Here is a 25,752-nt window from a genome sequence, read left to right as displayed (position 1 = left end):
CCACCCAGTCCCAGTGCCATTGGCTGACTCCGTTCGCGAGCACGCTCGCTCCTACAGATCCGACCTCAATCCGGCACTTCCACACTCACGTGGATAGCATCGTGCCGCCAGAACTCCAGGTCGCAATCGATGATGCGCCCATGCTGGTCGCCATTGATGCGGGTGATGCGCAGCGCCGGGCTGCCTTCGGCGACGCGCAGCACACTGGCGGCCTCGCCGTGCAAGGCGGTGGGCACCATGTCGAAGCGCACGCGGCCGTAGCGAATGTCGTAGCGGCTGGCATATAGCTCGGTCAGCGAGCAGGTCAGGTCGCTGTCGAGGATACCGGGGAAGTAGGCCGGGTTGAGGTAGTGCTCGACGTACAACACCAGCCGCCCGTCCACCCGCCGCACCCGGCGGATCTGGTAGACGCTGGAGAGCGCCGGCAGCTCCAGCAGCTCGCAGATCGCTGCGCTGGCAGGCACCTGCCGCGCGGACAGGACTTCGGTCGCCGGCACCCGCCCCTGCCCTTCCACCATGGCATGGTAGTGGCTGCGCACCAGCGGGTTGTACAGCAGGCGCGGCGGCGAGACGAACCAGCCGCGGCGCTCCTCGCGGTAGATCAGGCCCTGTGCCTCCAGTTGCCCCAACGCCTCGCGCAAAGTGATCCGCGTGGTGTCGAACAGCTCGCTCAGCTTGCGTTCGGCCGGCAGCTTGCCGCCGGCGCTGAGCAGGCCGCTGTCGATCTGCTCGATGAGTGCGCGGCAGATCGCCGTGACCGTGGGTAGCGCCGAATCGCGCATTCGATTCCCTCTTTTGGACTAGTCCAGCCCCAGAACAGGGCATTTCTTTCCCCCAACGGGGTGCCGTCATCCTAGGAAAGCCCGATGACCGTCCCGTGACAGAGTCTTTGCAAGCAGCGCCCATGCCAGTTAACGACACCAGCGTAGACCAGGCGGATCAAGGCGTTGGCCATGGTCTACGCTTTTCTCCGACGACCCACAGGGCGCTCAAGGCCGGGCCGGCGCACCTGGGGCTTACATCAAACTGTCATCCGCCCCGCTTAGATTGGCCTGCGTCTTGCTGATCTAGACCACGCTTGAAAACACTGAACTTCATCCGAAGGAGCACCGAATGAAACGCTTGCTTGCTTCACTGCTGGGATCAGCCATTGCCATTGGCAGCGGCCTCGCCATGGCAGCCAACGCCGATCTGCAATCGCTGGAAGCCGCCGCCCGCAAGGAAGGCCAGGTCAACAGCGTGGGCATGCCCGACAGCTGGGCGAACTGGAAGGACACCTGGAAGGACCTGGAGAGCAAGTACGGCCTCAAGCACATGGACACCGACATGAGCTCGGCCCAGGAGCTGGCCAAGTTCAAGGCCGAGAAGGAAAACGCCAGCGCCGACATCGGCGACGTCGGCGCAGCCTTCGGCCCCATCGCCATGCAGATGGACGTCAGCCAGCCCTACAAGCCCAGTACCTGGGACCAGGTCCCGGATTGGGCCAAGGACAAGGACGGCCATTGGGCGCTCGCCTACACCGGCACCATCGCCTTCATCGTCAACAAGCAGCTGGTGAAGGACGTCCCGCACAGTTGGGCCGACCTGCTCAAGGGCAAGTACAAGGTCACCATCGGTGACGTCAGCGCTGCCGCCCAGGCGGTCAACGGCGTGCTCGCCGCGAGCATCGCCAACGGCGGCGACGAGAAGAACATCAAGCCGGGCCTGGAGTTCTTCGCCCAACTCGCCAAGCAGGGTCGCCTGTCGCTGACCAACCCGGTGATCAACACCCTGGAGAAGGGTGAAGTGGAAGTCGGCATCGTCTGGGACTTCAACGGCCTGAGCTACCGCGACCAGATCGACCCGTCGCGCTTCGAGGTGCTGATCCCCTCCGACGGCTCGGTGATCTCCGGCTACACCACCATCATCAACAAGTACGCGAAGAACCCGAACGCCGCCAAGCTGGCTCGCGAGTACATCTTCAGCGACGCCGGCCAGATCAACCTGGCCAAGGGCAACGCGCGGCCGATCCGCGCCGAGCACCTGACCCTGCCGGCCGAGGTGAAGGCCAAGCTGCTGCCCAACGAGCAGTACGCCAAGGCCCAGCCGATCAAAGACCCCAAGGCCTGGGAAGAGACCTCCAAGCGTCTGCCGCGCCAGTGGCAGGAAAGCGTGATCATCAACATGCAATAACGCCCAGCCGCCCCGGTTAGCACCGGGGCGGCTGCGTTTCGACGAAGGCTCCCGCCCATGCGCCACGACGTCATCCTGGTCGTCCTCGACGGCCTCAACTACAGCGTCGCCCACGACTGCATGGGCCACCTGCAAGCGCTGTGCAACGCCGGCCGCGGCCAGCTCTACCGGCTCGAATGCGAGCTGCCCTCACTGTCGCGCCCGCTCTACGAATGCATCCTCACGGGTGTGCGCCCCATCGACAGCGGCATCCTGCATAACGATGTGTCGCGCCTGTCCAACCAGCGCAGCCTGTTCCACTATGCCCGTGACGCCGGCCTGACCACCGCCGCGGCGGCCTACAACTGGGTCAGCGAGCTGTACAACCGCACGCCCTTCGACCCGGCGCGCGATCGTCATACCGACGACGAATCCCTGCCGATCCAGCACGGCCACTTCTACTGGACCGACCACTACCCCGACTCGCACCTGTTCACCGACGCCGAGTCGCTGCGCCGCCGGCATGCGCCGAACTGCCTGCTGGTGCACCCGATGAACATCGACGACGCCGGCCACAAGCACGGCCTGGGCACGCCGCAGTACCGCAACAGCGCGCGGCACGTCGACATCATCCTTTCCGAATACCTGCACCAGTGGCTGGCCGCCGGCTACCAGGTGATGGTCACCGCCGACCACGGCATGAACGACGACCGCAGCCACGGCGGCATCCTCCCCGAGGAGCGCGAAGTGCCGCTGTTCGCCTTCGGCGAGGTGTTCAGCCTCGATGGCCAGGCGCGCCCGCGCCAGGTCGAACTCTGCGGCACGCTGTGCGAGATCCTCGGCGCGCCGCACGACAAACCGGTCTGCCGGGAGTTGCTCAAGGCATGAGATCGAACACCGGAAAACTCGTCGCCCTGCTCTGCCTGCTGCCCTTCGCGCTGTTCTTCTTCGCCTTCCAGCTCGCACCGCTGCTGTGGGTGATGATCAACAGCGTGCGCACCGGCGACGGCTGGGGCCTGGGCAACTTCAGCGAAATCTTCGGCTCACCGTTCTACCTGCAGGCGATCCGCTACAGCCTGGAAATCTCGCTGTGGTCGAGCCTGATCGGCCTGTTCATCGCCATCCTCGGCAGCTACTCGCTGCGCCAGGTGGACAGCAAGCTGCGTGACTTCGTGATGGCCTTCGCCAACATGACCAGCAACTTCGCCGGGGTGCCGCTGGCCTTCGCCTTCATCATCATCCTGGGCTTCAACGGCGCCATCACGCTGTTGCTGAAGCAGGCGGGGATCATCGAGGACTTCAACCTGTACTCGAAGACCGGCCTGATCATCCTCTACACCTACTTCCAGATTCCGCTGGGCGTGATGCTGCTCTACCCGGCCTTCGACGCCCTGCGCGAGGACTGGCGCGAATCCGCGGCACTGCTGGGCGCCAGCCACTGGGCATTCTGGCGGCACATCGGCATCCCGGTGCTGACGCCGGCGCTGCTGGGGACCTTCGTCATCCTGCTGGCCAACGCCCTGGGCGCCTACGCCACGGTCTACTCGCTGACCACCGGCAACTTCAACGTGGTGCCGATCCGCATCGCCGGGCTGGTCTCGGGCGACGTGTTCCTCGACCCGAACATGGCCAGCGCGCTGGCGATGGTGCTGGTCGGCCTGATGAGCATCATTACCCTGGCCCACCAGTGGCTGCTACGCCGGAGCTACCATGTCCAGAAACGCTAACGCGCTGTACCACCGCGTGGTGGTCCATGCGCTGTTCCTGATCCTGCTGGTGCCGCTGGCCGCCACCCTGCTCTACTCGCTGGCCACCTCGTGGAGCGCCAGCGTGCTGCCCGACGGCCTGACCCTGAAGTGGTTCATGACCCTGTGGAGCGACCCGCGCTTCCTCGTTGCCTTCGGCCAGTCGCTGCTGGTGTGCTTCGGCTCACTGATCCTCAGCGTTGCGCTGGTGCTGCCGCTGATGTTCGTCATCCACTACTACTTCCCGCGCCTGGATGCGCTGATGAACGTGCTGATCCTGCTGCCCTTCGCGGTGCCGCCGGTGGTGTCGTCGGTCGGCCTGCTGCAACTCTACGCCTCGGGCCCGGTGCCCATCGTCGGTACGCCGTGGATCCTGATCGGTTGCTACTTCACCATCGCCCTGCCCTTCATGTACCGGGCGATCAGCAACAACCTGCAGGCGATCAACCTGCACGACCTGATGGACGCCGCCCACCTGCTCGGCGCCAGCACCTGGCAGGCCGCCCTGCTGGTGGTGCTGCCGAACCTGCGCAAGGGCCTGATGGTGGCGTTGTTCCTGTCCTTCAGCTTCCTCATCGGCGAGTTCGTCTTCGCCAACCTGCTGGTGGGCACCCGCTACGAAACGCTGCAGGTGTTCCTCAACAACATGCGCAACAGCAGCGGCCACTACACCAGCGCGGTGGTGGTCTCGTATTTCCTCTTCGTCCTGCTGCTCACCTGGGCGGCGAATCGTTTAAGCAAGGACAAGGCATGAGCTTCCTCAGCGTCGAGACACTGAACAAGAGCTACGGCACCACCACGGTGTTCCAGGACATCGATTTCGCCGCCGAGAGCGGTGAGTTCGTCACCCTGCTCGGCCCCAGCGGCTGCGGCAAGTCCACCCTGTTGCGCTGCATCGCCGGCCTCACCGCCGTGGACAGCGGGCGCATCCTGCTGGACGGCGAGGACATCGTGCCCAAGAGCCCGCAGAAGCGCGGCATCGCCATGGTGTTCCAGAGCTACGCACTGTTCCCCAACATGACCGTCGAACAGAACGTCGCCTTCGGCTTGCGCATGCAGAAAGTGCCAGCGGCAGAATCGGCCCAGCGCGTGCGCGAGGCGCTGGAGATGGTCGAGCTCGGCCCGCTGGCGGCGCGCTATCCGCACCAGTTGTCCGGCGGCCAGTGCCAGCGCGTCGCCCTGGCCCGCTCGCTGGTCACCCGCCCGCGCCTGCTGCTGCTCGACGAGCCGCTGTCAGCGCTGGACGCGCGCATCCGCAAGCACCTGCGCGAACAGATCCGGCGCATCCAGCAGGAACTGAAACTGACCACAGTGTTCGTCACCCACGACCAGGAGGAAGCGCTGACGCTGTCCGACCGCATCGTGCTGATGAACGCCGGGCGCATCGTCCAGAGCGGCGACGCCGAAACCCTCTACACCGCCCCGGAAAACGCCTTCGCCGCCGGCTTCATCGGCAACTACAACCTGCTCGACGCGGCCCAGGCGACCAGGCTGCTGGACCGCCCTTTCCGCCAGCAGGTGGCGATCCGCCCCGAATCCCTGCGTCTGAGCGTCGAGCCGGGCGAAGGCATCCCGGTTCGGGTACTCTCCCACAGCCTGCTGGGCAACGTGATCCGCTATCGGGTCGACGCCAGTGGCGTCGAGCTGACCGTGGACGTCCTCAACCGCAGCGCCGAGCGCCTGTACCCGGCCGGCACCGAGCTCAGCCTGCAAATCGACATTGAAAGTATTCGGGAGGTGGCCTGATGGCCCTGGTGATATTCGACCTCGACGACACCCTGATCGACGGCGACTGCGCGAGCCTGTGGAGCAAGCGCATGGCCGATCTCGGCTGGGTCGACGCGGAGTCGTTCCTCAAGCGCGACGCCGAACTGATGGCGCTGTACGCGCAGGGCAAGCTGCCCATGGAGGACTACATGGCCTTCGCCCTGGAGCCGATGGCCGGGCGCAGCGTGGAAGAAATCGAGCGTGACGTGGAAGCCTTCGTCGAGGACGTGATCGAACCGCTGATCCACAGCGACGCCTGCGCCGCCCTCGCCCGCCACCGCGAGGCCGGCGACCGTCCGCTGGTGATCTCCGCCTCTGGCGTGCACCTGGTCAAACCCATCGCCGAACGCATCGGCATCGACGAAGTGCTGGCCATCGACCTGGAAGTGGTGAACGGGCACTACACCGGCCGCACCGTCGGCACCCTGACCTACCGCGAAGGCAAGGTGCTGCGCCTGCTCGACCTGCTCGAAGGCGACGACAGCCAACTGGCCGACGCGCACTTCTACTCCGACTCGCGCAATGACCTGCCGCTACTCAAGCTGGTGGGCAAGCCGCACGTGGTGAATGCCGACCCGGTGCTGCTGGAACATGCGCAGAAGATGGGCTGGGACATCCTCGACTGGAAATGATCCTGGCGTGCCGGCCTGAACCGTCAGGCCGGCAGAACCTCCAGCAAATGCTTCTGCATGCGCAGCTCTTCCGTCTCCTGGGAAAGGTCCGGTGACAGTCGGGCAAAGGCCACCGCTCGATCGAGCTGATGGCGAAACTCCTGTTGATCCCCCGCCGCTGCGGCACGCATCGCCAGGCAACGCGCCCATATGCTTGCATACTCGCGTTGCAGGCGCTGCGGCAGCAACTCATCGAACAAACCCACGGCACTGCGCGACGCAACGGCCTGGGCGAACGCCAGCTCGGCGCCGATCAGTCTGAGCATGTCGTACAGCACCTTTTGCAGGGCTTCGGGAAGGGCGTTGCGTTGCGCCTGGAATGAAGCGTCAAGCGCGGCAGCCTCCTGCCAGCGCCCCTGTATCTGCAGCGCGCGCAGACGGATATACAGCGCCACCAGCGGCATCGGCGACTCCTGGGATTCCAGAAGTTGCAGATCCGCTTCCGGCACCTGGTCCGCGCACAGCCCCGCGCACGAAAGCCCCATCAGACGAGCGAATGCCAATTGCGGATGCGCCGCATCCAGCCCTCGCCACCAGCGCATCATCCACAAGCCATCACTGACCTGCTTGAGCTTGCCCTGTACCGGCAACAGATTGGCAACGCCCGTGCAGGCATTGGTCGCAGCCACCGCGAGCAGGAGCCCCTGCCCGGGCCCGTCCTCCAGCGCCAGCGAAACCAGTCCGGTGAGCCCAGCCACGAGCAGGTTCGCCAGCGGCCCGCCGGCATTGAACCAGACATGCTGGCGCCGCCAGGGACCACGCGGGTCGGCGAAAGCCATCACATAGCCAGCGAGCTTCTGCGGGTGCTTCGGTTGCCGACTGAAAGTCCAGCCTCGGCGCCGCATGCGGAAATCCCAGCGGCCAACACGCAGGCGCATCACCGTCATGCCTCCCAGGCGCGCCCCCAGGAGATGTCCGAACTCATGCACGACAATGGACTGGTAAATGGCCACGAAGCCAAGTAGCAGACCAGGGACGATCCACACCGGCTCGGCTGGCATCGAGAGCATGCTCAGGGCCATACCCAGCGCGCCCGTCGCGCCGCCGAGGACGATCGTCAGCATTCGTAGTGGCGTGTTGAGCCACTCAGGCAGTGACCAGAGGCCGGCAGCATTGCCGGCTCTGCTTTGCGACATCCCTGTCTCGCTCATGGCCGCTCCCTGCGTCCTGCGCCTGATCAGCTCAGGCTTTCGTCGATCAGCACCACGACCTTGCCCTGCACCTGATTGCTCGCCAGGGCATCGAACGCGCTCTGCGCCTCGCGGACCGGAAAGGTGCGTTCCAGTTGTGGGCTCAGCTTGCCGGTTTCGAACAACGGCCAGACCTTCATCCCCAGTTCGGCGATCAGCTGCGCCTTGAAGTCGGCATCCCGCGAACGCAGGGTCGAGCCGATCAGCTGGATACGCTTGCCCAGCAGCAGGGCCAGGTCCAGTTCGGCCTTGCGACCACCCATCAGGCCGATGACCACCCATCGCCCGTCACGGCCGAGGATTTCCAGGTCCAGCTTGGCGTAGTTAGCGCCCACCGGATCGAGGATCACATCGAAGGGTGCGAAATCCCGAAGCGATTCGAGACTCTCGCCGCGCAACGCACCACCCTCGGCCCCCAGGCTTTCGCAGTAGGCCAGTCGATCGGCCGAACCGACGCTGACCCAGCAAGGGCTGCCGAAGGCCTTGCACAGCTGGATACCGGCCGAGCCGACGCCGCTGGCACCCGCGTGCAGCAACACCTTCTCGCCCGGCTGCAGCGCGCCGAGCATGAACAGGTTCAGCCAGGCAGTGGCGTAAACCTCGGGCAGCGCAGCGGCTTCGGCCAGGCTCAGGCCCGCGGGCACCGGCAGTGCATGGCGCTCGTCCACCACCACTTCCTCGGCCATGCCGCCACCAGCCAGCAGCGCGCAGACGCGGTCACCCACCTGCCAGGTACTGCCGGCGCCGACCTCGGTCACCACGCCGGAACATTCCAGCCCGATGATGTCGCTCGCCCCCGGCGGCGGCGGGTAAAGACCGGCCACCTGCAGCAGGTCGGCACGGTTGAGTCCCGCGGCGGCGACCTGGATCCGGATCTGCCCCTGTGCACAAGTCGGGTTGGGGCGTTCGGCCCACTCCACTCGCCCTTCGATGCCTTGCAATGCGTTCACGCTGCCTCCATAGTGACCTTGCAGGGCCCGATCCGTAAGGTCGGGCCCTTTCTTCGCGCCGAATTAATCTGCGATTGAACCCGGCGCCGCCAATTAAGGCCTAATATGCGTCATAACTCCGCGATCAGTCGAATCAGCATGAAGCGATTTTTGCCCCGTACCGCCCTGTTGTTCATCCTCGGCGCAACCGCCTTTTCCTCGTTCGCGGCAACCACCAGCCCGAACGTCTGGGACGGCCTGCAGCCCGACCGGGATCAAGTGATCGCCAGCCTCAACATCGTTGAGCTGCTCAAGCGCCATCACTACAACAAGCCGCCGCTGAACGACGAGCGCTCGGCGAAGATCTATGACAGCTACCTGAAGACTCTCGATCCGGCGCGGATGTATTTCACCCAGGCCGATATCGACCAGTTCGCACCCTGGCGCACCCAGTTCGACGACTTCCTGAAGAGCGGTGAACTGGAGCCCGGCTTCACCATCTACAAGCGTCATCTCGACCGCCTGAAGGAGCGCCTGGACTTTGCCCTGGCCACCCTGAACAAGGGTGTCGACAAGATGGACTTCACCAAGGACGAGTCGCTGGAAATCGACCGCGAGAAATCGCCCTGGGCGAAGGACAGCGCTGCGCTCGACGACCTGTGGCGCAAGAAGGTGAAGGACGAGGTCCTGCGCCTGAAGATCGCCGGCAAGGACAACAAGGCCATCCAGGAACAGCTGACCAAGCGCTACAAGAACCAGCTGATGCGCCTGGAGCAGACCCGCAGCGAAGACATCTTCCAGGCTTACATCAACGCCTTCGCCCAGACCTACGATCCGCACACCCAGTACCTGTCGCCGGACAGCGCGGAAAACTTCGACATCAACATGAGCCTCTCGCTGGAAGGCATCGGCGCCGTACTGCAGAGCGACAACGACTACGTGAAGGTCGTGCGCCTGGTACCGGCCGGCCCCGCCGAGAAGAGCAAGCAGATCGCCACCTCCGACAAGATCATCGGCGTCGCCCAGGGCAAGGGCGAGATGGTCGATGTGGTCGGCTGGCGTCTGGATGAAGTGGTCAAGCTGATCCGTGGCCCGAAAGGCTCGCAGGTCCGCCTGGAAGTGATTCCGTCGACCAACGCGCCGAACGACCAGACCAGCAAGATCGTCACCATCACCCGCGAGGCGGTGAAGCTGGAAGACCAGGCGGCGAAGAAGTCGGAAATCACCATCGACCACGAAGGCAAGAACTACAAGCTGGGCATCATCGACGTGCCCGCGTTCTACCTCGACTTCAAGGCCTATCGCGCTGGCGACCCGGACTACAAGTCCACCACCCGCGACGTGAAGAAGCTGATCGCCGAACTGCAGAAGGACAAGGTCGACGGTATCGTCATCGACCTGCGCAACAACGGCGGCGGCTCCCTGCAGGAAGCCACCGAGCTGACCGGCCTGTTCATCGACCAGGGCCCGACCGTACTGGTGCGCAACAGCGATGGCCGCGTCGACGTGCTCAATGATGACGAAGGCAAGGCCTTCTACACCGGCCCGATGACCGTCCTGGTCAATCGCCTGTCCGCCTCGGCTTCGGAGATCTTCGCCGGCGCCATGCAGGACTACCACCGTGCACTCATCGTTGGTGGCCAGACCTTCGGCAAGGGCACCGTGCAGACCATCCAGCCGCTCAACCATGGCGAGCTGAAGCTGACCCTGGCCAAGTTCTACCGCGTCTCCGGCCAGAGCACCCAGCACCAGGGCGTGATTCCGGACATCGGCTACCCGTCCATCGTCGACGATAAGGAAATCGGCGAGAGCGCCCTGCCCGACTCGATGCCGTGGGACACCATCAAGCCCGTGCTGAAGGCCCAGGCCGACCCGTTCAAGCCGTTCCTCGACCAGCTGCGTACCCGCCACGACGCGCGCACCGAGCACAACGCGGACTTCGTCTATGCCCGCGAGCGTCTCGCCCTGGCCCAGGAGCTGATGAAGGAGAAGACCGTCAGCCTCAACGAAGCCAAGCGTCGCGCCCAGCAGACCAGCATCGAGAACCGCCAGCTGGCCATGGAGAACGCCCTGCGCAAATCCAAGGGCCAGGAGCCGCTCAAGGAGCTGAAGAAGGAAGACGAGAACGCCCTGCCGGAAGAGGACAAGACCAAGCCGCAGGACGACGCCTACCTCACCGAGTCCGGGCACATCCTGATCGATTACCTGAATCTGGACTCCCAGGTCGCCAAACACTGATCGGATGTAATCAAACAGTCATGACGCTGTCGTGAAATGCACAGGGCCGGGAAACCGGCCCTTTTGCTTTTTACAGCCACCGAGAACCGTCATGACCGTCACCGAGCAGTTGAGCGCGCTGGACCAGATCCTCGCTCACGGCGACCTGCACTGCCTGTTCCAGCCCATCCTGTCGCTTTCGGAAAGGCGCCTGGTGGGCTACGAAGCCCTTACGCGCGGCCCGTCCAACGGCCCCCTGCACTCGCCCCTGCCGCTGTTCAGCATCGCCCGCAGCAGCGGCCGCCTGAGCCAGCTGGAACTGCTCTGCCGACGCAAGGCCTGCGCACGCTTTCGCGACCTGAAGCTCGAGGGCAAGCTGTTCCTCAACGTGTCCCCCGAATCCCTGCTGGAACCGACCCACCAGCCCGGCCGCACGCTGCAATTGCTGCAGACCTTCGGCATATCGCCCAGTGACGTGGTGATCGAACTGACCGAGCAGACGCCCATCGAGGATTTCACCCTCCTCGACACCGCACTGCACCACTACCGCGCCATGGGCTTTTCCATCGCCCTGGACGACCTGGGCGCAGGCTATTCCAGCCTGCGCCTGTGGTCCGAACTGCGCCCCGACTACGTGAAGATCGACCGCCACTTCATCGAAGGCATCCACCTGGATGCGGTGAAGCGCGAATTCGTCGGCTCGATCCTGAAGATGGCCCACGCCTCCCGTGCCCAGGTGATTGCCGAGGGCATCGAGATTGCGGAAGAACTGGCGGTGCTTTCAGAGATGGGCGTCGACCTGGTACAGGGCTACCTGCTTGGCCGCCCGAACGAAACGCCACCGCGCGACGCCCGCGCCCTGCTACCGGAAGTCGACAGCGCTGGCGCGCTGCTTGCCGAAGATCAGTCCGACCTCGAACCGCTGCTGCTGGACCAACCGGCGGTACGCGACAGCACACCCATTGGCGACGTGCTGGAGGCCTTCCGCGCGCAGGCCAACCTCAACTCGCTGGCAGTGCTCGACAGTCATGACCACCCCGTCGGCATCGTCCACCGCCACGCACTGTCCGACGCGCTGCTCAAGCCATTCGCACCGGAGTTGTATGCACGCAAACCGATCAGCCGGCTGATGAGCGATGACTTCCTCGCGGTAGAACGCAGCCAGTCGTTGCAGCAGGTCAGCCGCCTGCTCACCAGCCGCGCGCGGCAACGCATCGAGGAAGACTTCATCATCACCCTGAACGGCCGCTACCTGGGCCTGGGCCGGGTGATCGATGTGCTCAAGCTGATCACCGAGCTGAAGATCCGCCAGGCGCGCCACGCCAACCCGCTTACCCTGCTGCCGGGCAACGTACCCATCCAGCAGTGCCTGTCGCGCCTGCTGCAGCAAGGTCGCGAAGCCGTGGTGTGCTACGTCGACATCGACAGCTTCAAACCCTTCAACGATCTCTACGGCTATGCCCGTGGCGATGAAGTTCTGCTGTGCCTGGCGCAGTGCCTGGGCGAGCGCGTGGACCCGACGCGGGACTTCGTCGGCCATATCGGCGGCGACGATTTCATGCTGGTGCTGGGGACGCAGGACTGGCGCGAGCGGCTCAACCACTTGCTGGAGGATTTCCAGGGCCAGTGCCGGCGCTTCTACAGCCGCGAGCATCTGGACGCGGGCTGTTTCGTCGCGTACAACCGCCAGGGGCGACGCGAGGAATATCCGCTGCTATCCCTGTCGATCGGCGTGGTGCACGTGAAGAGTGGCGCCGGGCAGCGCCTGGATGCCAGTCAACTGGCCGGGCTCGCTTCGGAGGCCAAGCGCCACGCGAAGAACATGCCCGGCTACAGCCTGCACATCCTCACGGCGGAATGATTCAGAGGCCCAACTGGCGCGCGCGCGTCTCGTAGCGCTCGGCCTGGGCTTCATCGGGCTCAAGACCAGGGCCACCGCTGCGGTACAACTCACCGAGCTTGCGCGCCGCCAGCGGATGGCCTGCCTCGGCAGCCTGCGCCCAGTATCGTGCAGCCTCCTGCGCGTCACCGGCCTGCCGGGTATCGCCCTTGAGCGATTGCACGCCCACCTGATACGCGGCCTTGTGATCGCCTGCCGCAGCGGCGAGACGCAACAGACGCAGACCTTCCTCGCGAGCGCCGAAACCCTGTCCGCGAAACAGCAGCAGGTGGCCGTAGAAACTCTGCGCCCCTACGTCGCCGAGAGCTGCCATGCGTGCGAACTGGCCTTGCATCCAGGCCCAGGCGCGCGGTTGGCGAACCATCCACGGCCAGCCCATCAGGCGTCGCGCCACGGCGTAACTCAGCCGCGCACGCAGGCGCCAGAACAGCTCGCGGGGTGTCGCCACGTCAGAGCTCCTCGGGGTACTCGAACTCGAAGACGCGCACCACTTCTGCGGCGTGCCAACCGGCGGCGGCGGGGCCATCCGGCGCACCGGAGAAGCGGCCGAGGCGCTCGACGTGCTCGAAGAAACCGGTGCGCGGCAGGCGGCTGGCACCCTGGCTGATCACCAGCGAGCTGCGTATCGGGCGCCCCGCACGGGCGTCCAGCGCGGCCAGGTGCTCCAGCGCGGCTGTCAGCACGGTCATGGCCGGAGTTGGCAGTTGCAGGCGCTCGATCAGCGCTCGGTAGGTCAGCAGATGGCGCTGGCGGCGGGCGTCTTCCAGCTCGCCGAGCAGGCCTTCCCAATGCTTGCGACTGATCTGCACGCTCAAGAAGCAGACTCCCCAGTGCCCAGGGCACGACGCAGGCCATGCTGGATGGCGTCGCTGGCTTCGCGTTCGCCGTTCTCGATCAGTTCCAGGTAGGACGGGCTGATGCCCACCGAACGCGCCAGCGCTTCGATGGAGAAGCCCCGGGCTTCGCGCAGTGCCTTCCAGTCCGGCTTCTCATCGAGTGCCGGAGCGGCAGCCGGCTTGACGACCTGGGCGGCCCCCCGGCCGGCGGCTGCCAGCAGGGCCTGGTACTCGGCCCAGGGAACCACGGCGTACTCCGCTTCGCCGTCACGCATGATGACTTGAACGTTCATGACAACACTCCTTGCAGGCGGCCATCTTAACAGTCTGATGCGCGCCTGTGCCGGCTATACTGCGCAGCGCTTCTCGCCACCAGACATGGGGTCCGACTTGCAGCGCTTCCTTCCATTGTGCCTATGCCTGGCGAGCGCCCTGTGCGGCGCCGAGGAACTGCGCTGGGGCTATTCGCCAAGCAACGGCATGCCCTACGCAGAAAGTATCGACCATGAATTGGCGCCTGGCTTCATCCGCGATCTGGGCGAAACCGTCGGACAGCGTCTGGGACTGGAGGTTCGCTTCGTGGAAACCCCGGACAAGCGCGCCGAACCGGCTCTCGCCCAAGGCGCAATCCACCTGCTGTGCATCAACAATCCGCAGTGGATGAAGGCGCCGGAGAAGCTGCGCTGGTCGCCCAGTCTGTTCGAGGAAGAAGATTCCATGGCCCAGCGTGCGGATGCGCCGCCGGTGGAAAATCTCGCGCAGTTGCGCGGCATACGCGTTGGCACCAGTCTGGGCTACGTCTACCCCGCGCCACTGATGCAGGCTTTCGCCGAAGGCCGGGTGAAACGCGCCGATGTGCGCGACCTGGATACCCGTCTGCACATGCTTGAGGCCGGCCGTCTGGACGCGTTGATAGACATGCGCCGACCGCTGGAGTTTCTCCTCGCGGAACACCGCCAACTGCCGGTCGCGATCAGCCGTAACACTGTGCAGCGCTACTCGATCTATTGCTCGTACGGCCCCGCGCTACCGCTCCCCGCCGAGCGCCTGGATGCCGTGCTGCAGGCGATGGTGAGCGACGGCTCCATACAGCGCCTGCTCGGCGAACAGACTGCACGGATGCATCAGAGACGCTGAATCGCTTCCGGCGGCGGCAGCTGCTTCAGGGCCTCGCGGGTTTCCACACCCTGCGCGTCGCGCCAGACCTTGAACGCATCGATCTCCGACTGCCAGCGACGAACCACCCACGCCAGCACCGCCAGGTCATCGAGGAAACCGACGCCCAGCAACCAGTCGGGCACCAGATCCACCGGCGAGAGGAAATACAGCAGCGCCGCCACGACGGAAACCAGCGCCTGGGAACTGATACCCCGGTAGTCGCCGCGCACCCAGGCCACCAGCAGTTCCTGCAGTAGCTTCAGATCGGTCTTTGCCAACTTGACCCGGCCACTCTTGCGCGCCACGGCGAACAGCAGCGCAGGCACCCGCCCACCCGCGATAAAGCGGCTGGCGAGATTGAGAAAACGGTCAAATCCCGGAGGCTTTTTCATCGACTCACCTCGATAGGAAGATTCGTACAGGGCGGGTTCAGGTTATCCACCTTTCCTGTGGATAACTCTGTTGAAAGCCACCCTTGATATCGCCCAAACGCCCGAGCCATGAGGGCTGCAGACAGATCGGCGATTTTTTGTTCACCCCTGTAAATGCGTTAAAAATCATGCAGTTGCGGCTAAGCGATGGGCTGATCAATGTCAAGGGGAGGACATTGTTTCAACTGCGTCAAATATGTGCATAAGGGTAACACCGGGTCCAAGGTTACTCCCTTTCAGACCCGACGGTCAGCGTACCGTTCCAGAGCGCTTCCCGCACAAACGAAAACGCCCCGTGGGTTACGGGGCGTTTTCACTGGTACGAAGGTACTCAGTTACTTCTTCGGCTGCTCTGCCGGAGCCTCAGCCGCGTCAGGCTGGTTCGGGTCCTTGATGGCCAGCAGTTCCAGGTCGAACACCAGCACGGAGTTGGCCGGGATGGTCGGGCTCGGGCTCTGGGCGCCGTAGGCCAGTTCGCTCGGGATGAAGAGCTTGATCTTCTCGCCAACGTGCATCAGTTGCAGGGCTTCGACCCAACCCGGGATCACGCCGCCAACCGGCAGATCGATCGGGCTGCCACGCTGGATGGAGCTGTCGAAGACCGTACCATCGACCAGCTTGCCTTCGTAGTGAACGGTGACGACGTCGGTGGCCTTGGGCTGTGCACCGTCGGCTTTCTTCACGACTTCATACTGCAGGCCGGACTTGGTGGTGACCACGCCCTCACGCTTGCCGTTTTCCTCGAGGAACTTCTTGCCGGCTTCCAGAGCCTCGGAGTTCTTCTTGGCGACCTGCTCTTCAGCGCGCTTCTGCAGGGCGGTGAAGGCTTCGGTCAGCTCTTCATCGGTCAGCTTCTGCTTCTGCTTGCCAACGGCGTCTTCGATGCCCAGGGCGACGGCTTTGGAATCCAGGTCATTCATGCCTTCCTGGGCGAGGCTCTTGCCCATGTTCAGGCCGATGCCGTAGGAGGCTTTCTGCGCAGGAGTCTTGAGTTCCACTTCGGCGGCCTGTTTGTCGCAGCCCGCGAGAACCAGGCCGACCAGCGCGATCGCTGCCGCCAACCGATGTTGTTTCATGCTGAATCCTTGTCTATGCGCCGTCATGGCTGAAGTAATGAAGCCGCGAGCTTATCAGGCGCTCGTGGCCAGTGGCTATGGGCAATAGGAACCACTGCCGAGGGAGAAGTTCCCACAGCAAACTTATAAGAAAATTAACAGGATAAGTCAGACGGCCAGCACGGAATCACTGTGACTCGGCGGGGCAATTTTCGACGGGAAGCTTTTGCAGGAACGAGGTTCGCAGATAAAAAAGGCAGGCAAAGAAAAAGCCCTCAGGTATTGCTACCTGAGGGCTTTTCGAATTGTGGCGCAGCGGACGGGACTCGAACCCGCGACCCCCGGCGTGACAGGCCGGTATTCTAACCGACTGAACTACCGCTGCGTCGGACCTCGAGTGGTGGGTGATGACGGGATCGAACCGCCGACCCTCTGCTTGTAAGGCAGATGCTCTCCCGGCTGAGCTAATCACCCTTCGTCTCGAAGTGGGGCGCATTCTACGGAGGACATTTGAACCTGGCAAGCCCCCGAATGAAAAAAATTTTCAGATGTTCCAAAGGCTTAGATGAAGAGGGTGAATGACGAAACGGGGTTGGCCTGAACCGCGCCGAACGGAATAATGCGTCCTTTGTGTCCAGGAGTTAGACCCTCATGTGGTTCCGCAATCTGCTCGTATATCGCCTCACCCAGGATCTGCAGATCGACGCCGATGCCCTGGAGAAGGCCCTGGCCAGCAAGCCGGCGCGCTCCTGCGCCAGCCAGGAACTGACTACCTACGGTTTCTCCGCGCCTTTCGGCAAGGGCCCGGACGCTCCGCTGGTGCATGCCAGCGAAGGCTTCTTCCTGGTCAGCGCCCGCAAGGAAGAGCGCATTCTCCCCGGCAGCGTCGTGCGTGACGCGCTCAAGGAAAAGGTCGACGAGATCGAAGCCGCGCAGATGCGCAAGGTCTATAAGAAGGAACGCGACCAGCTCAAGGACGAAATCGTCCAGACCCTGCTGCCGCGCGCTTTCATTCGCCGCTCGGTGACCTTCGCTGCCATCGCACCGAGCCTCGGCCTGATCCTGGTCGACACCTCCAGCGCGAAGAAGGCTGAAGACCTGCTCTCCACCCTGCGCGAGGCCCTGGGCTCGCTGCCGGTTCGCCCGCTGACCGTGAAGACCGCGCCGACCGCCACCCTGACCGACTGGGTGAAGACCCAGGAAGCCGCCGGCGACTTCTTCGTCCTCGACGAGTGCGAGCTGCGTGACACCCACGAAGACGGCGGCGTGGTGCGCTGCAAGCGCCAGGACCTGACCAGCGAGGAAATCCAGCTGCACCTGACCTCCGGCAAGCTGGTCACCCAGCTGTCGCTGGCCTGGTCGGACAAGCTGTCCTTCGTCCTCGACGACAAGGTGGCGATCAAGCGCCTGCGCTTCGAAGACATGTTGCAGGAAAAGGCGGAGCAGGACGGCGGCGAAGATGCCCTCGGCCAACTCGACGCCAGCTTCACGCTGATGATGCTGACCTTCGCCGAGTTCATCCCGGCGCTGATCGAGGCTCTCGGTGGCGAGGCGATGCCCGAAGGCATCTGACGCCCCTTCAGGCGCCGCGCCCGCGCGGCGCCTGACACCATAAAAGGCCCACTCACAAGAAGGAGGGCCCATGCGTGCTCTCATCCTGCTCAGCCGCTTCATGGGCAACACCTTCGCCCTCTGGGTGCTGCTCTTCGCCATCCTGGCGCTCTTCGTTCCCTCCCTCTTCACGCCGCTCGCTGTCGCCATCGTGCCCATGCTCGGCGTGGTCATGTTCGGCATGGGCCTTACGCTCAAGGTCGAGGACTTTGCCGAAGTCGCCCGACATCCCTGGCGCGTCACCCTCGGCGTGATCGCCCACTTCGTCATCATGCCCGGCATGGCCTGGCTGCTTTGCCAGTTGATGCACCTGCCAGCGGAGATTGCCGTGGGCGTCATCCTGGTCGGCTGCTGCCCCAGCGGCACCGCCTCCAACGTGATGACCTGGCTGTCGCGCGGTGACCTGGCGCTGTCGGTGGCCATCGCTGGCGTAACCACCCTCCTTGCTCCGCTGCTCACCCCGGCGCTGATCTGGCTGCTGGCTTCCGCGTGGCTGCCGGTATCCTTCGGTGCGCTGTTCTGGTCGATCCTGCAGGTGGTGGTAGTGCCGATCGTCCTCGGCATCGTTGCCCAGCGCCTGCTCGGCGCGCGGGTGCGCCACGTGGTGGACGTGCTGCCACTGATCTCGGTGGTGTCTATCGTCATCATCGTCGCCGCGGTGGTTGCCGCCAGCCAGGCAAAGATCGCCGAATCCGGCCTGCTGATCATGGCCGTCGTGATCCTGCACAACGGCTTCGGTTTCCTGCTTGGCTACTTCACCGCCAAGGTCTTCGGCCTGCCGCTGGCGCAGCGCAAGTCACTGGCGCTGGAGGTGGGCATGCAGAACTCCGGCCTCGGCGCCGCCCTCGCCAGCGCGCACTTCTCGCCACTGGCGGCAGTGCCCAGCGCACTGTTCAGCGTGTGGCACAACATCTCCGGCGCAACGCTTTCCACCTGGTTCCGCCGCATGACCGAAGAGCCATCCGCCCAGAAACAGGCCCCGCAATAGGGCAGGAATCCGGCGCCGGGTTGCCCGGCGCACCGGTTTTGTGCAAAATACTGCACATTGTGAGGACGACCTCACCACCTTCCGGTGCTCCAGCGGGGACGGCCCTCCAATCCATCCACCGTCTGGAGAGCTCCATGTCCTGGATCATTCTGTTCGTCGCCGGCCTGTTCGAAGTGGGTTGGGCTGTCGGCCTGAAATACACCGAAGGCTTTACCCGGCCGATACCAACCGTCCTCACCGTGCTGGCGATCATCACCAGCATGGGCCTGCTTGGCCTGGCCATGAGGAACCTGCCGCTGGGCACTGCCTATGCCATCTGGACCGGTGTCGGCGCCGTCGGCACCGTCATCGTCGGGATCGTGCTGTTCGGCGAGTCCATGGCGCCGGTACGCCTGCTCAGTGTTGCGCTGATTCTGTGCGGACTGGTCGGACTGAAAATGAGCCACTGACGCTGTATCGGTTTTCGATACCGGCGGGCTGTCGCTTTCCCGAAAATTTGTCGGTATGCTGCGGGCCACTGTGTTTGCTTGGGTCACTGTGGCTCGTGACCTGGAGGGGCCATTCCCCACCACCCGGCTTCGACTGCACCTTGCAACTCAGGACGAGCGCGGACCTTTTCCGCAAAACAATCTTCAATAGTTCAAGGTGTAATTCCATGTCCAATCGTCAGACCGGCACCGTCAAGTGGTTCAACGACGCTAAAGGCTTCGGTTTCATCACCCCGGAAAGCGGCAACGACGTGTTCGTTCACTTCCGCTCCATCCAGGGCAATGGCTTCAAGTCGCTGCAGGAAGGCCAGAAGGTCTCCTTCATCGTTGTTGAAGGCCAGAAAGGCCTGCAGGCTGACGAAGTTCAGGTTATCTGATCCTCGTCCTGCACCATGAAAAAGCCCCGGCAATGCCGGGGCTTTTTCTTTTCCGTCACCCGGCCCTCAGCGAGCCACGCCACGCAGTTCGGCTACCTGCTCCTGCAGCAGCAGGCGCTTGGCCTCTTCCGGCGCAACGGGCTGGCCGGCCACCAGGCAGACCCGCGACCACAGCCGACGCAGGAAACCCTTTTGCGGATCACGGCTGAAGAAGCTCCCCCATAGCCCCTGCAGCGCCATCGGGATAACCGGTACCGGGGTCTCTTCGATGATCCGCTCCACACCGCCGCGGAACTCATTCATCTCGCCGTCCAGGGTCAGCATGCCCTCGGGGAAGATGCACACCAGTTCCCCTTCACGCAGGTACTCGGCGACTCTGGCGAACGCCTTCTCATAAGTCTCGGCATCCTCGTTGCGCCCGGCGATGGGCACGGCGCCCGCAGTACGGAAGATGAAGTTGAGCACCGGGATGCGGAAGATCTTGTAGTACATGACAAAGCGCACCGGACGGCGCACGGACCCGGCAATCAGCAGCGCGTCGACGAAGGACACGTGATTGCACACCAGCACCGCCGGGCCCTCGTCGGGAATGGCTTCGAGGTTGCGGTGATCGACCCGGTACATCGAGTGGGTCAGCAGCCAGACCAGGAAGCGCATGGTGAACTCGGGCACGATCTTGAAGATGTACACGTTCACCGCGACGTTCATCAGCGAGAGCACGAGGAACAGTTCGGGGATGCTCAGCTTCGCCACCGACAGCAGCAGGATCGAGACGACCGCCGCCACCACCATGAACAGCGCGTTGAGGATGTTGTTCGCCGCGATCACCCGCGCACGCTTGTCCTCCTCGGTGCGCGCCTGGATCAACGCATACAGCGGCACGATGTAGAAACCGCCGAAGATGCCGATGCCAAGGATATCCGCCAGCACCGCCCAGGACTGCGAATGCTCCAGCACGGCCAGCCAGTTGTAAGGCTGTTCGCCCTGCGGGAAGCCGCCCGAGTGCCACCACAGCAGGATGCCGAACAGGCTCAGGCCGATGGAGCCGAAGGGCACCAGACCGATTTCCACCTTCTTGCCGGAGAGCTTTTCGCAAAGCATCGAACCCAGCGCGATACCCACCGAGAACACGGTGAGAATCAGCGTCACCACGCTCTCGTCGCCATGCAGCAGTTCCTTGGCGTAGGTCGGGATCTGCGTCAGGTAGACCGCGCCGAGGAACCAGAACCAGGAGTTGCCCACCAGCGAGCGCGACACCGCCGGGCGCTGGCGCAGGCCGAGCAGGAGGATGCTCCAGGACTGGCGGAAGATATTCCAGTCAACCTTCAGCTCCGGCAGCGCGGCGGCCGCGCGAGGAATGTTGCGGCTGGCAAGGAAGCCACAGACGGCCACCATCACCACGGCAATGCCAACGCCAGCAGCGTAGTCCTGCCGCGACATCAGCACGCCCGCACCGATGGTGCCGCACAGAATGGCCAGGAAGGTGCCCATTTCCACCAGGGCATTGCCACCGACCAATTCGTCCTCACGCAAGTGCTGCGGCAGGATGGAGTACTTCACCGGGCCGAACAGCGCCGAGTGGGTGCCCATGGCAAACAGCGCGAGGAACAGCAGCGGCAGGCTGCCGAACACGAAGCCCGCTGCGCCCACCGCCATGATCACGATCTCGGCCAGCTTCAGCGCGCGCATCAGCGCGTCCTTGTTGAACTTCTCGCCGAACTGGCCGCCCAGGGCGGAGAACAGGAAGAACGGCAGGATGAACAGCAGCGCGCAGAGGTTGACCAGCAGGTTGCGGTCACCACCGATGGTGAGGTGGTAGAGGATCGCCAGGATCAGCGACTGCTTGAAGATGTTGTCGTTGAACGCACCCAGCAGTTGGGTGATGAAGAAGGGCAGGAATCGCTTGGTGCCCAGCAGGGCGAATTGCGAGTGTTGAGACATCGTCCTTGTATACCTGCGTGGCGGCCTTGAGCCGGAATGACAGCACGGATATGACGGCAACAGCGTGAAGAAAAGCCACATTTTCCGCACAAATCCATTCCGGTGATGAAATCCCGGACAGAAAAAAGCCCGTCACGCGGGACGGGCTTTTTCGCTGGAGGGGAGGCGGTCAGAAGCCGACGCTGCCCTGCACGTAGAAGGTGCGGGGCTCACCCAGGTAGATACCGGCGTTGTTGTCGCTGGAGCGGGTGTAGTTCATCTGATCGAAGATGTTCTTCACCCCGGCGGCAACCTTCAGATTCGACGCCTGCGGCCCGAAGTCGTAGCCCACACGGGCGTTCCACAGCACATAGCCGGGGATGTCGCCGTACTGGCCATCGGCGCTCGGCTCGGTAATGTAGTTGCCGGTGAAGCTGCCGTTGGAGTTGGTGGTCGGGCCGGGCGCGCGCTGCCCCGACTGCGCGAAGCCGTCGAAGTTGTAGGTCCAGCGGTCGTGCTCGTAGCGCAGGCCGATGGTGGCCACCTGGCGCGAGTAAAGCGGCAGGTCGCGGCCCTTGAACGACGGGATCTCGCCTTCATAGGTGGCGCGGGTGTAGGTGAAGGTGCCGTAGGCGGTCAGGCCGGCGAGAACCGGATCGAGCGCGGCCATGTCGTAGTGCGCCGAGGTCTCGATGCCCTGGTGCTTGGTAGCGCCCAGGTTGGTCCAGCCCACGTCGTTGCTGATGTATTGCAACTCGTCGTCGAAGTCGATGTAGAACAGCGTGACTTCGCCACCCCAGGTGCCGTTGTCGTAGCGGGTGCCTACTTCGTAGGTCTTCGCCTTTTCCGGCTGCAGGCCGCTGGCGGTGTCGTTGCCGCTGCCACCCTGGCCAAGCTGGAAGTACTGCAGGCTGCCGAAGGAAGTCTCGTAGTTGGCGAACAGCTTCCACTCGTCCGACAGGTGATACATCACCGCCAGTGCCGGTAGCGGCTCGTTGTAGTCCCTGCTGCGGTTCTTTTCCTGGACCGGCTTGCCCTTGTTGTCGATTACCGGGCGCTCGTGCCAGTCGGTGGAGATGCGCTCAAAGCGGATGCCCGGGGTAACGGTCCAGTTGCCCACGTCGATCTTGTCGTCGAGGTAGATGGAGTTCGCCTCGGTGCCGCCGGTGCGGTCCTGATAGATGTGGCCGTCAGCGCCCGGCTGCACGGTGGGAATGTTGTTCACCAGGCCGACCTGGCTGGCGCGTTCGTGCATCGCTTCCTTCAGGTAGCGATAGCCGATGCTGGCTTCCTGGGTGGTCGGGCCGACCATGAATATCTTCGACACGCGCGGCTCGATGCCGAAGGTGTGGTAGTCGCGCGGGTAGGACGCCAGGGTCTTGAGGTCGCGGTTGGCGATGGTGCTGCCGCGGAAGCTGTCGCTGTAGTAGGTCAGCACTTCCACTTGCGTGAGGTCGTCGATCTGCCGCTTGTACTTGAGCGAGACGTCCTTGCGGCGGCCGGTGAAGTTGTCGTAGTCGCGTACCGACTGGTACGGGTCCTTGTCGAACTGCGCCTGGGTCAGGCCGCCGGGCATGTCGGCGCTGCCGTCGTAGTAGTGGAAGTTGGCAGAAAACTCATCGACGTCGGTGGGCGCCCAGTGGGTCTTGAACATCACGTCGTCGATGTCGGTGGAATCGTTGCTGTCGCGGTAGCCCGCGCCCTTCACGCCCGAATACAACAGCGCAGCACCCATGCCGTTGTCGGCGGTGCCACCCAGGAAGGCGTTGTAGAGCTTCTTCCAGCCGCCGTGGGAAGCAGTTTCCACGGTGCTGCCAACATCGCCGGAGAATTCCTTGGGAATCGCGCGGGTGACGAAGTTGATCACCCCGCCGACGTTCTGCGGGCCATAGCGCACGGAACCTGCGCCACGCACGACGTCGACGCTGTCGAGGTTGCCGACCGACAGCGGGAACATCGACAGCTGCGGCTGACCGTAGGGCGCCACGGCAGCCGGGACGCCGTCGATGAGCACGGTCGAGCGCGGCGACAAGCGCGAGGTCAAACCGCGCACGCCGACGTTGAGGGAAACATCGCTGCCGCCGGTGCCGTTGTTGTCCTGCACCTGCACGCCGGGAATGCCGCGCAGCACGTCGCGCACGTTCTGCGCGCCCTCTTCGATCATCTGTTCGCGCCGCACCACGGTGCGGGCGCCGGGGTGGTTCTGCACCACCTGCTGGTCGGCCTCGCCGAGCCAGTCACCGACGACGGTGACAGTCTCCAACTCCTTGGTCTCTTCCTCGGCCTGCGCTGGCAGCAGCGGCGTGGCCAGGGCTACGGCGATCGCCAGGCGCGACCATGAACGAACGTGCGACATGCATCCCCCTCCCCGGGTACTTCGTGAAGGGGCGGGAAATTAGAACTGATTGTAAATTTTGTAAATGCAAATGTATCGCAAATGAAAAAATATTCCGGTTGACTCAGATTCTCTTTTCGGCATCTCGAACAACTGTTCATCAGGCACGGCAATAGGCCACCAGCCCCTGTGCGATGGGAGTTCCGAGAATCGATGAAGACAATCAGGCCGAACGGAACGACCGAGCACAGGCCTGACGGTACTCACCGGGACCGACGCCATAAGCCTGCTTGAACTGACGGCTGAGGTGGCTCTGATCGGCGAAGCCCAGTTGCATGGCGACGTTCACCGGCATGCAGCCCTGCTTGAGCAGTGCCCTCGCCTGCTCCAGCCGACGCTGCTTGAGCCAGGCATGCGGCGGCAGGCCAGTGGCCTTGCGGAACACCCGGGCGAAGTGGAACGGCGACAGCCCAACGGCGGTGGCCAGTTCTTCCAGTGACGGTGGCTCCATCAGACGCGAACCCAGCAGCTCACGGGCTCGGGCCACAGCCACCGGCTCGCTACCGGCCGGCGGCGCCTCGGGAATCCGCGCATGACGCTGGAACAGCATCAGCAAGGCCTCGCGCCAGCAAGTCTGGCGTTGCAGCACGGTGGCATCGGAATCCAGCAGGTGGTGCGCGGCGAACAGCGCCTGCACCAGTTCCGGGTCGAACACCACGCTGGCATCGAAGGACGGTGTGCCGCCTCCGCCCAGTTCCAACTCCTCCAGCACGCCCGAGACCTGCGCCAGCTCTGGGTAGAAGCCGCGATAGCGCCAGCCGGCCTCATCGGCCTTGGAGCCGGTATGGACCTCGTCGGGGTTGATCAGCACCACGCTGCCGGCCGGGGCGAAGTGCTCGGCGCCACGGTGGTGGAAACGTTGTGCGCCCTGCTCGATCATGACGAAGGCGAAGCCTTCATGGACGTGGGGCGAGAACACCTGCTCGATATAACGCGCGTGCAGCAACTCGACGCCGCCCAACTCCTGGGCGCGCCAGAAGCGGGTGCGTTCGCCGCTCGCGTCGTGTTCTGCCATGGGTCATCCCGTCAATCGATTCTCTGAGCACCGCGCCATTCGGAAGCTACTACGGTGCCAGGACTTTCCCCTCACCCCAGCCCTGGCTACGCGCCCCGCTCAGAGGGAGAAGGGGCCGTCCGTGCCGGCTGGCACGATGGCTTCAGCCTGCGCCGATCAGTCCTCGCTCCCCTGGGGAGAGGGTGAGGGGTTCTGAAGCCGAGACCAGAGTACCACTCAGCCGACGAAACCGGCTTCCAGCGTGGCCTTCACCTGGGGCCATTCCTGGTCGGTGATGCTGTACAGGATGGTGTCGTCCAGCCGGCCACCAGCCAGGCGACGGTGGTTGCGCAGCACGCCTTCGCGCACTGCGCCGAGTTTCTCGATTGCGCGTTGGGAGCGCTCGTTGCTGGCGGCAGTCTTGAACTGCACGCGGACCATCTTCCAGCTGTCGAAGGCATGGCGCAGCATCAGGTACTTCATCGTGGCGTTGAGGCCGCTGCCGTGCTGGGCCTGGTCCAGCCAGGTGGCGCCGATCTCGCAGGCCGGCAGCGCCGGAAGGAAGTCCATGAAGCGCGTGGTGCCGACGATCTGGTTGCCCAGGCGCACTACCAGCGGCAGGGAGCGGCCCTCGCGCTGGTCGGCCAGGCCCTGGCGGTACCAGTCCGGGCGCCCCGGCGCACTCATGAACTGCAGGACGTCACGGTTCTGCTCCGCCAGCGTCACCAGGTCCGGCACGTCGGCCTCCACCATCGGCTCCAGGCGCAGGGCCCCGCGCTGCAAGGTGATGGGTAACGGTCTGAACATGGCGCCCTCCTCGAAACTCGACGCGAAATCATCGCTCACATCAGAGCGTAGCGGCCCGATGAAGTGCCGCCTGCCGGCAGGCGCACGACAGACGGACCGCGAAAAGGCCGGCAAGCTACCAG

The 25,752-nt window shown here is 64.1% G+C and carries 24 protein-coding genes, 2 tRNA genes and 1 pseudogene; 13 read left to right on the top strand and 14 right to left on the bottom strand.

The annotated features are described in order from the left end of the window. Window positions 1-65: 65 nt before the first annotated feature. Complete coding sequence (locus tag AC2T4A_RS12670; RefSeq protein WP_486743433.1) at window positions 66-782, bottom strand: UTRA domain-containing protein; 717 nt, start codon at window positions 780-782, stop codon at window positions 66-68. Between the two features lie 331 nt (window positions 783-1,113). On the opposite strand from AC2T4A_RS12670, the gene AC2T4A_RS12665 reads away from it, so the two are divergent. The 6 genes from AC2T4A_RS12665 to AC2T4A_RS12640 are packed head-to-tail and all read left to right on the top strand — an operon-like array spanning window position 1,114 to window position 6,295. Next, entirely contained in the window at window positions 1,114-2,172 is a 1,059-nt protein-coding gene (locus AC2T4A_RS12665; protein ID WP_416745347.1) for an ABC transporter substrate-binding protein, read from the top strand. A gap of 57 nt (window positions 2,173-2,229) precedes the next feature. Further along, window positions 2,230-3,039, top strand: coding sequence for an alkaline phosphatase family protein (locus tag AC2T4A_RS12660; RefSeq protein ID WP_486743432.1), 810 nt, complete (start codon window positions 2,230-2,232; stop codon window positions 3,037-3,039). Then, complete coding sequence (locus AC2T4A_RS12655) at window positions 3,036-3,878, top strand: ABC transporter permease (RefSeq protein ID WP_486743431.1); 843 nt, start codon at window positions 3,036-3,038, stop codon at window positions 3,876-3,878. Before AC2T4A_RS12660 ends, AC2T4A_RS12655 begins: the two co-directional genes overlap by 4 nt. Continuing rightward, the gene (locus AC2T4A_RS12650) at window positions 3,862-4,650 is read left to right on the top strand and encodes an ABC transporter permease (protein WP_416745353.1); all 789 of its coding nucleotides are present in this window, start codon (window positions 3,862-3,864) and stop codon (window positions 4,648-4,650) included. Before AC2T4A_RS12655 ends, AC2T4A_RS12650 begins: the two co-directional genes overlap by 17 nt. Then, entirely contained in the window at window positions 4,647-5,642 is a 996-nt protein-coding gene (locus AC2T4A_RS12645) for an ABC transporter ATP-binding protein (RefSeq protein ID WP_416745355.1), read from the top strand. The genes AC2T4A_RS12650 and AC2T4A_RS12645 overlap by 4 nt, the downstream gene beginning before the upstream one ends. After that, window positions 5,642-6,295: an HAD family hydrolase gene (locus tag AC2T4A_RS12640; RefSeq protein ID WP_478379678.1), complete on the top strand. Its 654-nt coding sequence runs from the start codon at window positions 5,642-5,644 to the stop codon at window positions 6,293-6,295. Before AC2T4A_RS12645 ends, AC2T4A_RS12640 begins: the two co-directional genes overlap by 1 nt. A gap of 23 nt (window positions 6,296-6,318) precedes the next feature. Here AC2T4A_RS12640 and AC2T4A_RS12635 read toward each other — a convergent pair whose 3' ends face one another. After that, window positions 6,319-7,485 (bottom strand): site-2 protease family protein, encoded by a 1,167-nt coding sequence (locus AC2T4A_RS12635; RefSeq protein ID WP_486743430.1) that lies wholly within the window; start codon window positions 7,483-7,485, stop codon window positions 6,319-6,321. A gap of 26 nt (window positions 7,486-7,511) precedes the next feature. Continuing rightward, on the bottom strand, window positions 7,512-8,474 hold the full coding sequence (locus AC2T4A_RS12630) for an NAD(P)H-quinone oxidoreductase (protein ID WP_478379680.1): 963 nt from the start codon (window positions 8,472-8,474) through the stop codon (window positions 7,512-7,514). Window positions 8,475-8,612: 138 nt separating this feature from the next. On the opposite strand from AC2T4A_RS12630, the gene AC2T4A_RS12625 reads away from it, so the two are divergent. Together AC2T4A_RS12625 and AC2T4A_RS12620 are read left to right on the top strand one after the other, a co-directional pair. After that, window positions 8,613-10,691 carry a carboxy terminal-processing peptidase gene (locus tag AC2T4A_RS12625; RefSeq protein ID WP_478379681.1) on the top strand — a complete coding sequence of 693 codons (2,079 nt, stop codon included), beginning with the start codon at window positions 8,613-8,615 and terminating at the stop codon, window positions 10,689-10,691. Window positions 10,692-10,782: 91 nt separating this feature from the next. Beyond that, on the top strand, window positions 10,783-12,531 hold the full coding sequence (locus tag AC2T4A_RS12620) for a bifunctional diguanylate cyclase/phosphodiesterase (RefSeq protein ID WP_486743429.1): 1,749 nt from the start codon (window positions 10,783-10,785) through the stop codon (window positions 12,529-12,531). Window position 12,532: 1 nt separating this feature from the next. Here the strand turns inward: AC2T4A_RS12620 and AC2T4A_RS12615 are convergent, their stop codons facing one another. The 3 genes from AC2T4A_RS12615 to AC2T4A_RS12605 all read right to left on the bottom strand — a co-directional run bounded on the left by AC2T4A_RS12615 (window position 12,533) and on the right by AC2T4A_RS12605 (window position 13,699). Beyond that, the gene (locus AC2T4A_RS12615) at window positions 12,533-12,949 is read right to left on the bottom strand and encodes an SEL1-like repeat protein (protein ID WP_416745654.1); all 417 of its coding nucleotides are present in this window, start codon (window positions 12,947-12,949) and stop codon (window positions 12,533-12,535) included. A 70-nt stretch (window positions 12,950-13,019) separates the two neighbouring features. Next, on the bottom strand, window positions 13,020-13,385 hold the full coding sequence (locus tag AC2T4A_RS12610) for a hypothetical protein (RefSeq protein ID WP_024763424.1): 366 nt from the start codon (window positions 13,383-13,385) through the stop codon (window positions 13,020-13,022). Beyond that, window positions 13,382-13,699 carry a helix-turn-helix domain-containing protein gene (locus tag AC2T4A_RS12605; protein WP_416745366.1) on the bottom strand — a complete coding sequence of 106 codons (318 nt, stop codon included), beginning with the start codon at window positions 13,697-13,699 and terminating at the stop codon, window positions 13,382-13,384. Before AC2T4A_RS12605 ends, AC2T4A_RS12610 begins: the two co-directional genes overlap by 4 nt. Window positions 13,700-13,784: 85 nt before the next feature. Between AC2T4A_RS12605 and AC2T4A_RS12600 the strand changes: the two genes are divergently transcribed. Beyond that, entirely contained in the window at window positions 13,785-14,543 is a 759-nt protein-coding gene (locus AC2T4A_RS12600) for a substrate-binding periplasmic protein (RefSeq protein WP_478379696.1), read from the top strand. Here AC2T4A_RS12600 and AC2T4A_RS12595 read toward each other — a convergent pair. From AC2T4A_RS12595 to AC2T4A_RS12580, 4 genes are all read right to left on the bottom strand, one after another. Further along, on the bottom strand, window positions 14,531-14,956 hold the full coding sequence (locus AC2T4A_RS12595) for a YkvA family protein (protein ID WP_416745368.1): 426 nt from the start codon (window positions 14,954-14,956) through the stop codon (window positions 14,531-14,533). The genes AC2T4A_RS12600 and AC2T4A_RS12595 overlap by 13 nt on opposite strands. 374 nt (window positions 14,957-15,330) lie before the next feature. Then, a complete protein-coding gene (gene bamJ / locus AC2T4A_RS12590; protein ID WP_416745370.1) occupies window positions 15,331-16,071 on the bottom strand; it encodes a BamJ family beta-barrel-assembly machinery protein in 741 nt (246 codons plus the stop codon). A 287-nt stretch (window positions 16,072-16,358) separates the two neighbouring features. Further along, window positions 16,359-16,435 (bottom strand) — tRNA-Asp (locus AC2T4A_RS12585). A gap of 13 nt (window positions 16,436-16,448) precedes the next feature. Beyond that, window positions 16,449-16,524 (bottom strand) — tRNA-Val (locus AC2T4A_RS12580). 177 nt (window positions 16,525-16,701) lie between these two features. Here AC2T4A_RS12580 and rdgC point away from each other — a divergent pair. The 4 genes from rdgC (at window position 16,702) to AC2T4A_RS12560 (ending at window position 19,514) form a co-directional block, all read left to right on the top strand. After that, window positions 16,702-17,622: a recombination-associated protein RdgC gene (gene rdgC, locus AC2T4A_RS12575; protein ID WP_017522054.1), complete on the top strand. Its 921-nt coding sequence runs from the start codon at window positions 16,702-16,704 to the stop codon at window positions 17,620-17,622. A 70-nt stretch (window positions 17,623-17,692) separates the two neighbouring features. Beyond that, the gene (locus AC2T4A_RS12570) at window positions 17,693-18,649 is read left to right on the top strand and encodes a bile acid:sodium symporter family protein (RefSeq protein ID WP_486743428.1); all 957 of its coding nucleotides are present in this window, start codon (window positions 17,693-17,695) and stop codon (window positions 18,647-18,649) included. A 134-nt stretch (window positions 18,650-18,783) separates the two neighbouring features. Continuing rightward, window positions 18,784-19,098, top strand: a complete 315-nt coding sequence (sugE, locus tag AC2T4A_RS12565) for a quaternary ammonium compound efflux SMR transporter SugE (RefSeq protein WP_416745375.1) — start codon at window positions 18,784-18,786, stop codon at window positions 19,096-19,098. A gap of 206 nt (window positions 19,099-19,304) precedes the next feature. After that, a complete protein-coding gene (locus tag AC2T4A_RS12560) occupies window positions 19,305-19,514 on the top strand; it encodes a cold-shock protein (protein WP_015478234.1) in 210 nt (69 codons plus the stop codon). 66 nt (window positions 19,515-19,580) lie between these two features. Here AC2T4A_RS12560 and AC2T4A_RS12555 read toward each other — a convergent pair whose 3' ends face one another. The 4 genes and pseudogenes from AC2T4A_RS12555 to AC2T4A_RS12540 form a co-directional block, all read right to left on the bottom strand. Beyond that, window positions 19,581-21,455, bottom strand: coding sequence for an MFS transporter (locus AC2T4A_RS12555; RefSeq protein ID WP_486743427.1), 1,875 nt, complete (start codon window positions 21,453-21,455; stop codon window positions 19,581-19,583). A 169-nt stretch (window positions 21,456-21,624) separates the two neighbouring features. Continuing rightward, window positions 21,625-23,790 carry a TonB-dependent receptor family protein gene (locus AC2T4A_RS12550; RefSeq protein WP_486743426.1) on the bottom strand — a complete coding sequence of 722 codons (2,166 nt, stop codon included), beginning with the start codon at window positions 23,788-23,790 and terminating at the stop codon, window positions 21,625-21,627. Between the two features lie 202 nt (window positions 23,791-23,992). After that, window positions 23,993-24,844, bottom strand: coding sequence for an AraC family transcriptional regulator (locus AC2T4A_RS12545; RefSeq protein WP_478379685.1), 852 nt, complete (start codon window positions 24,842-24,844; stop codon window positions 23,993-23,995). 216 nt (window positions 24,845-25,060) lie between these two features. Beyond that, a pseudogene (locus AC2T4A_RS12540) lies at window positions 25,061-25,662 on the bottom strand (GNAT family N-acetyltransferase). Window positions 25,663-25,752 lie beyond the last annotated feature (90 nt).

Source organism: Pseudomonas sp. PVC-3-1 (assembly GCF_057444315.1).
This window is presented reverse-complemented; position numbering and strand designations above follow the sequence as displayed.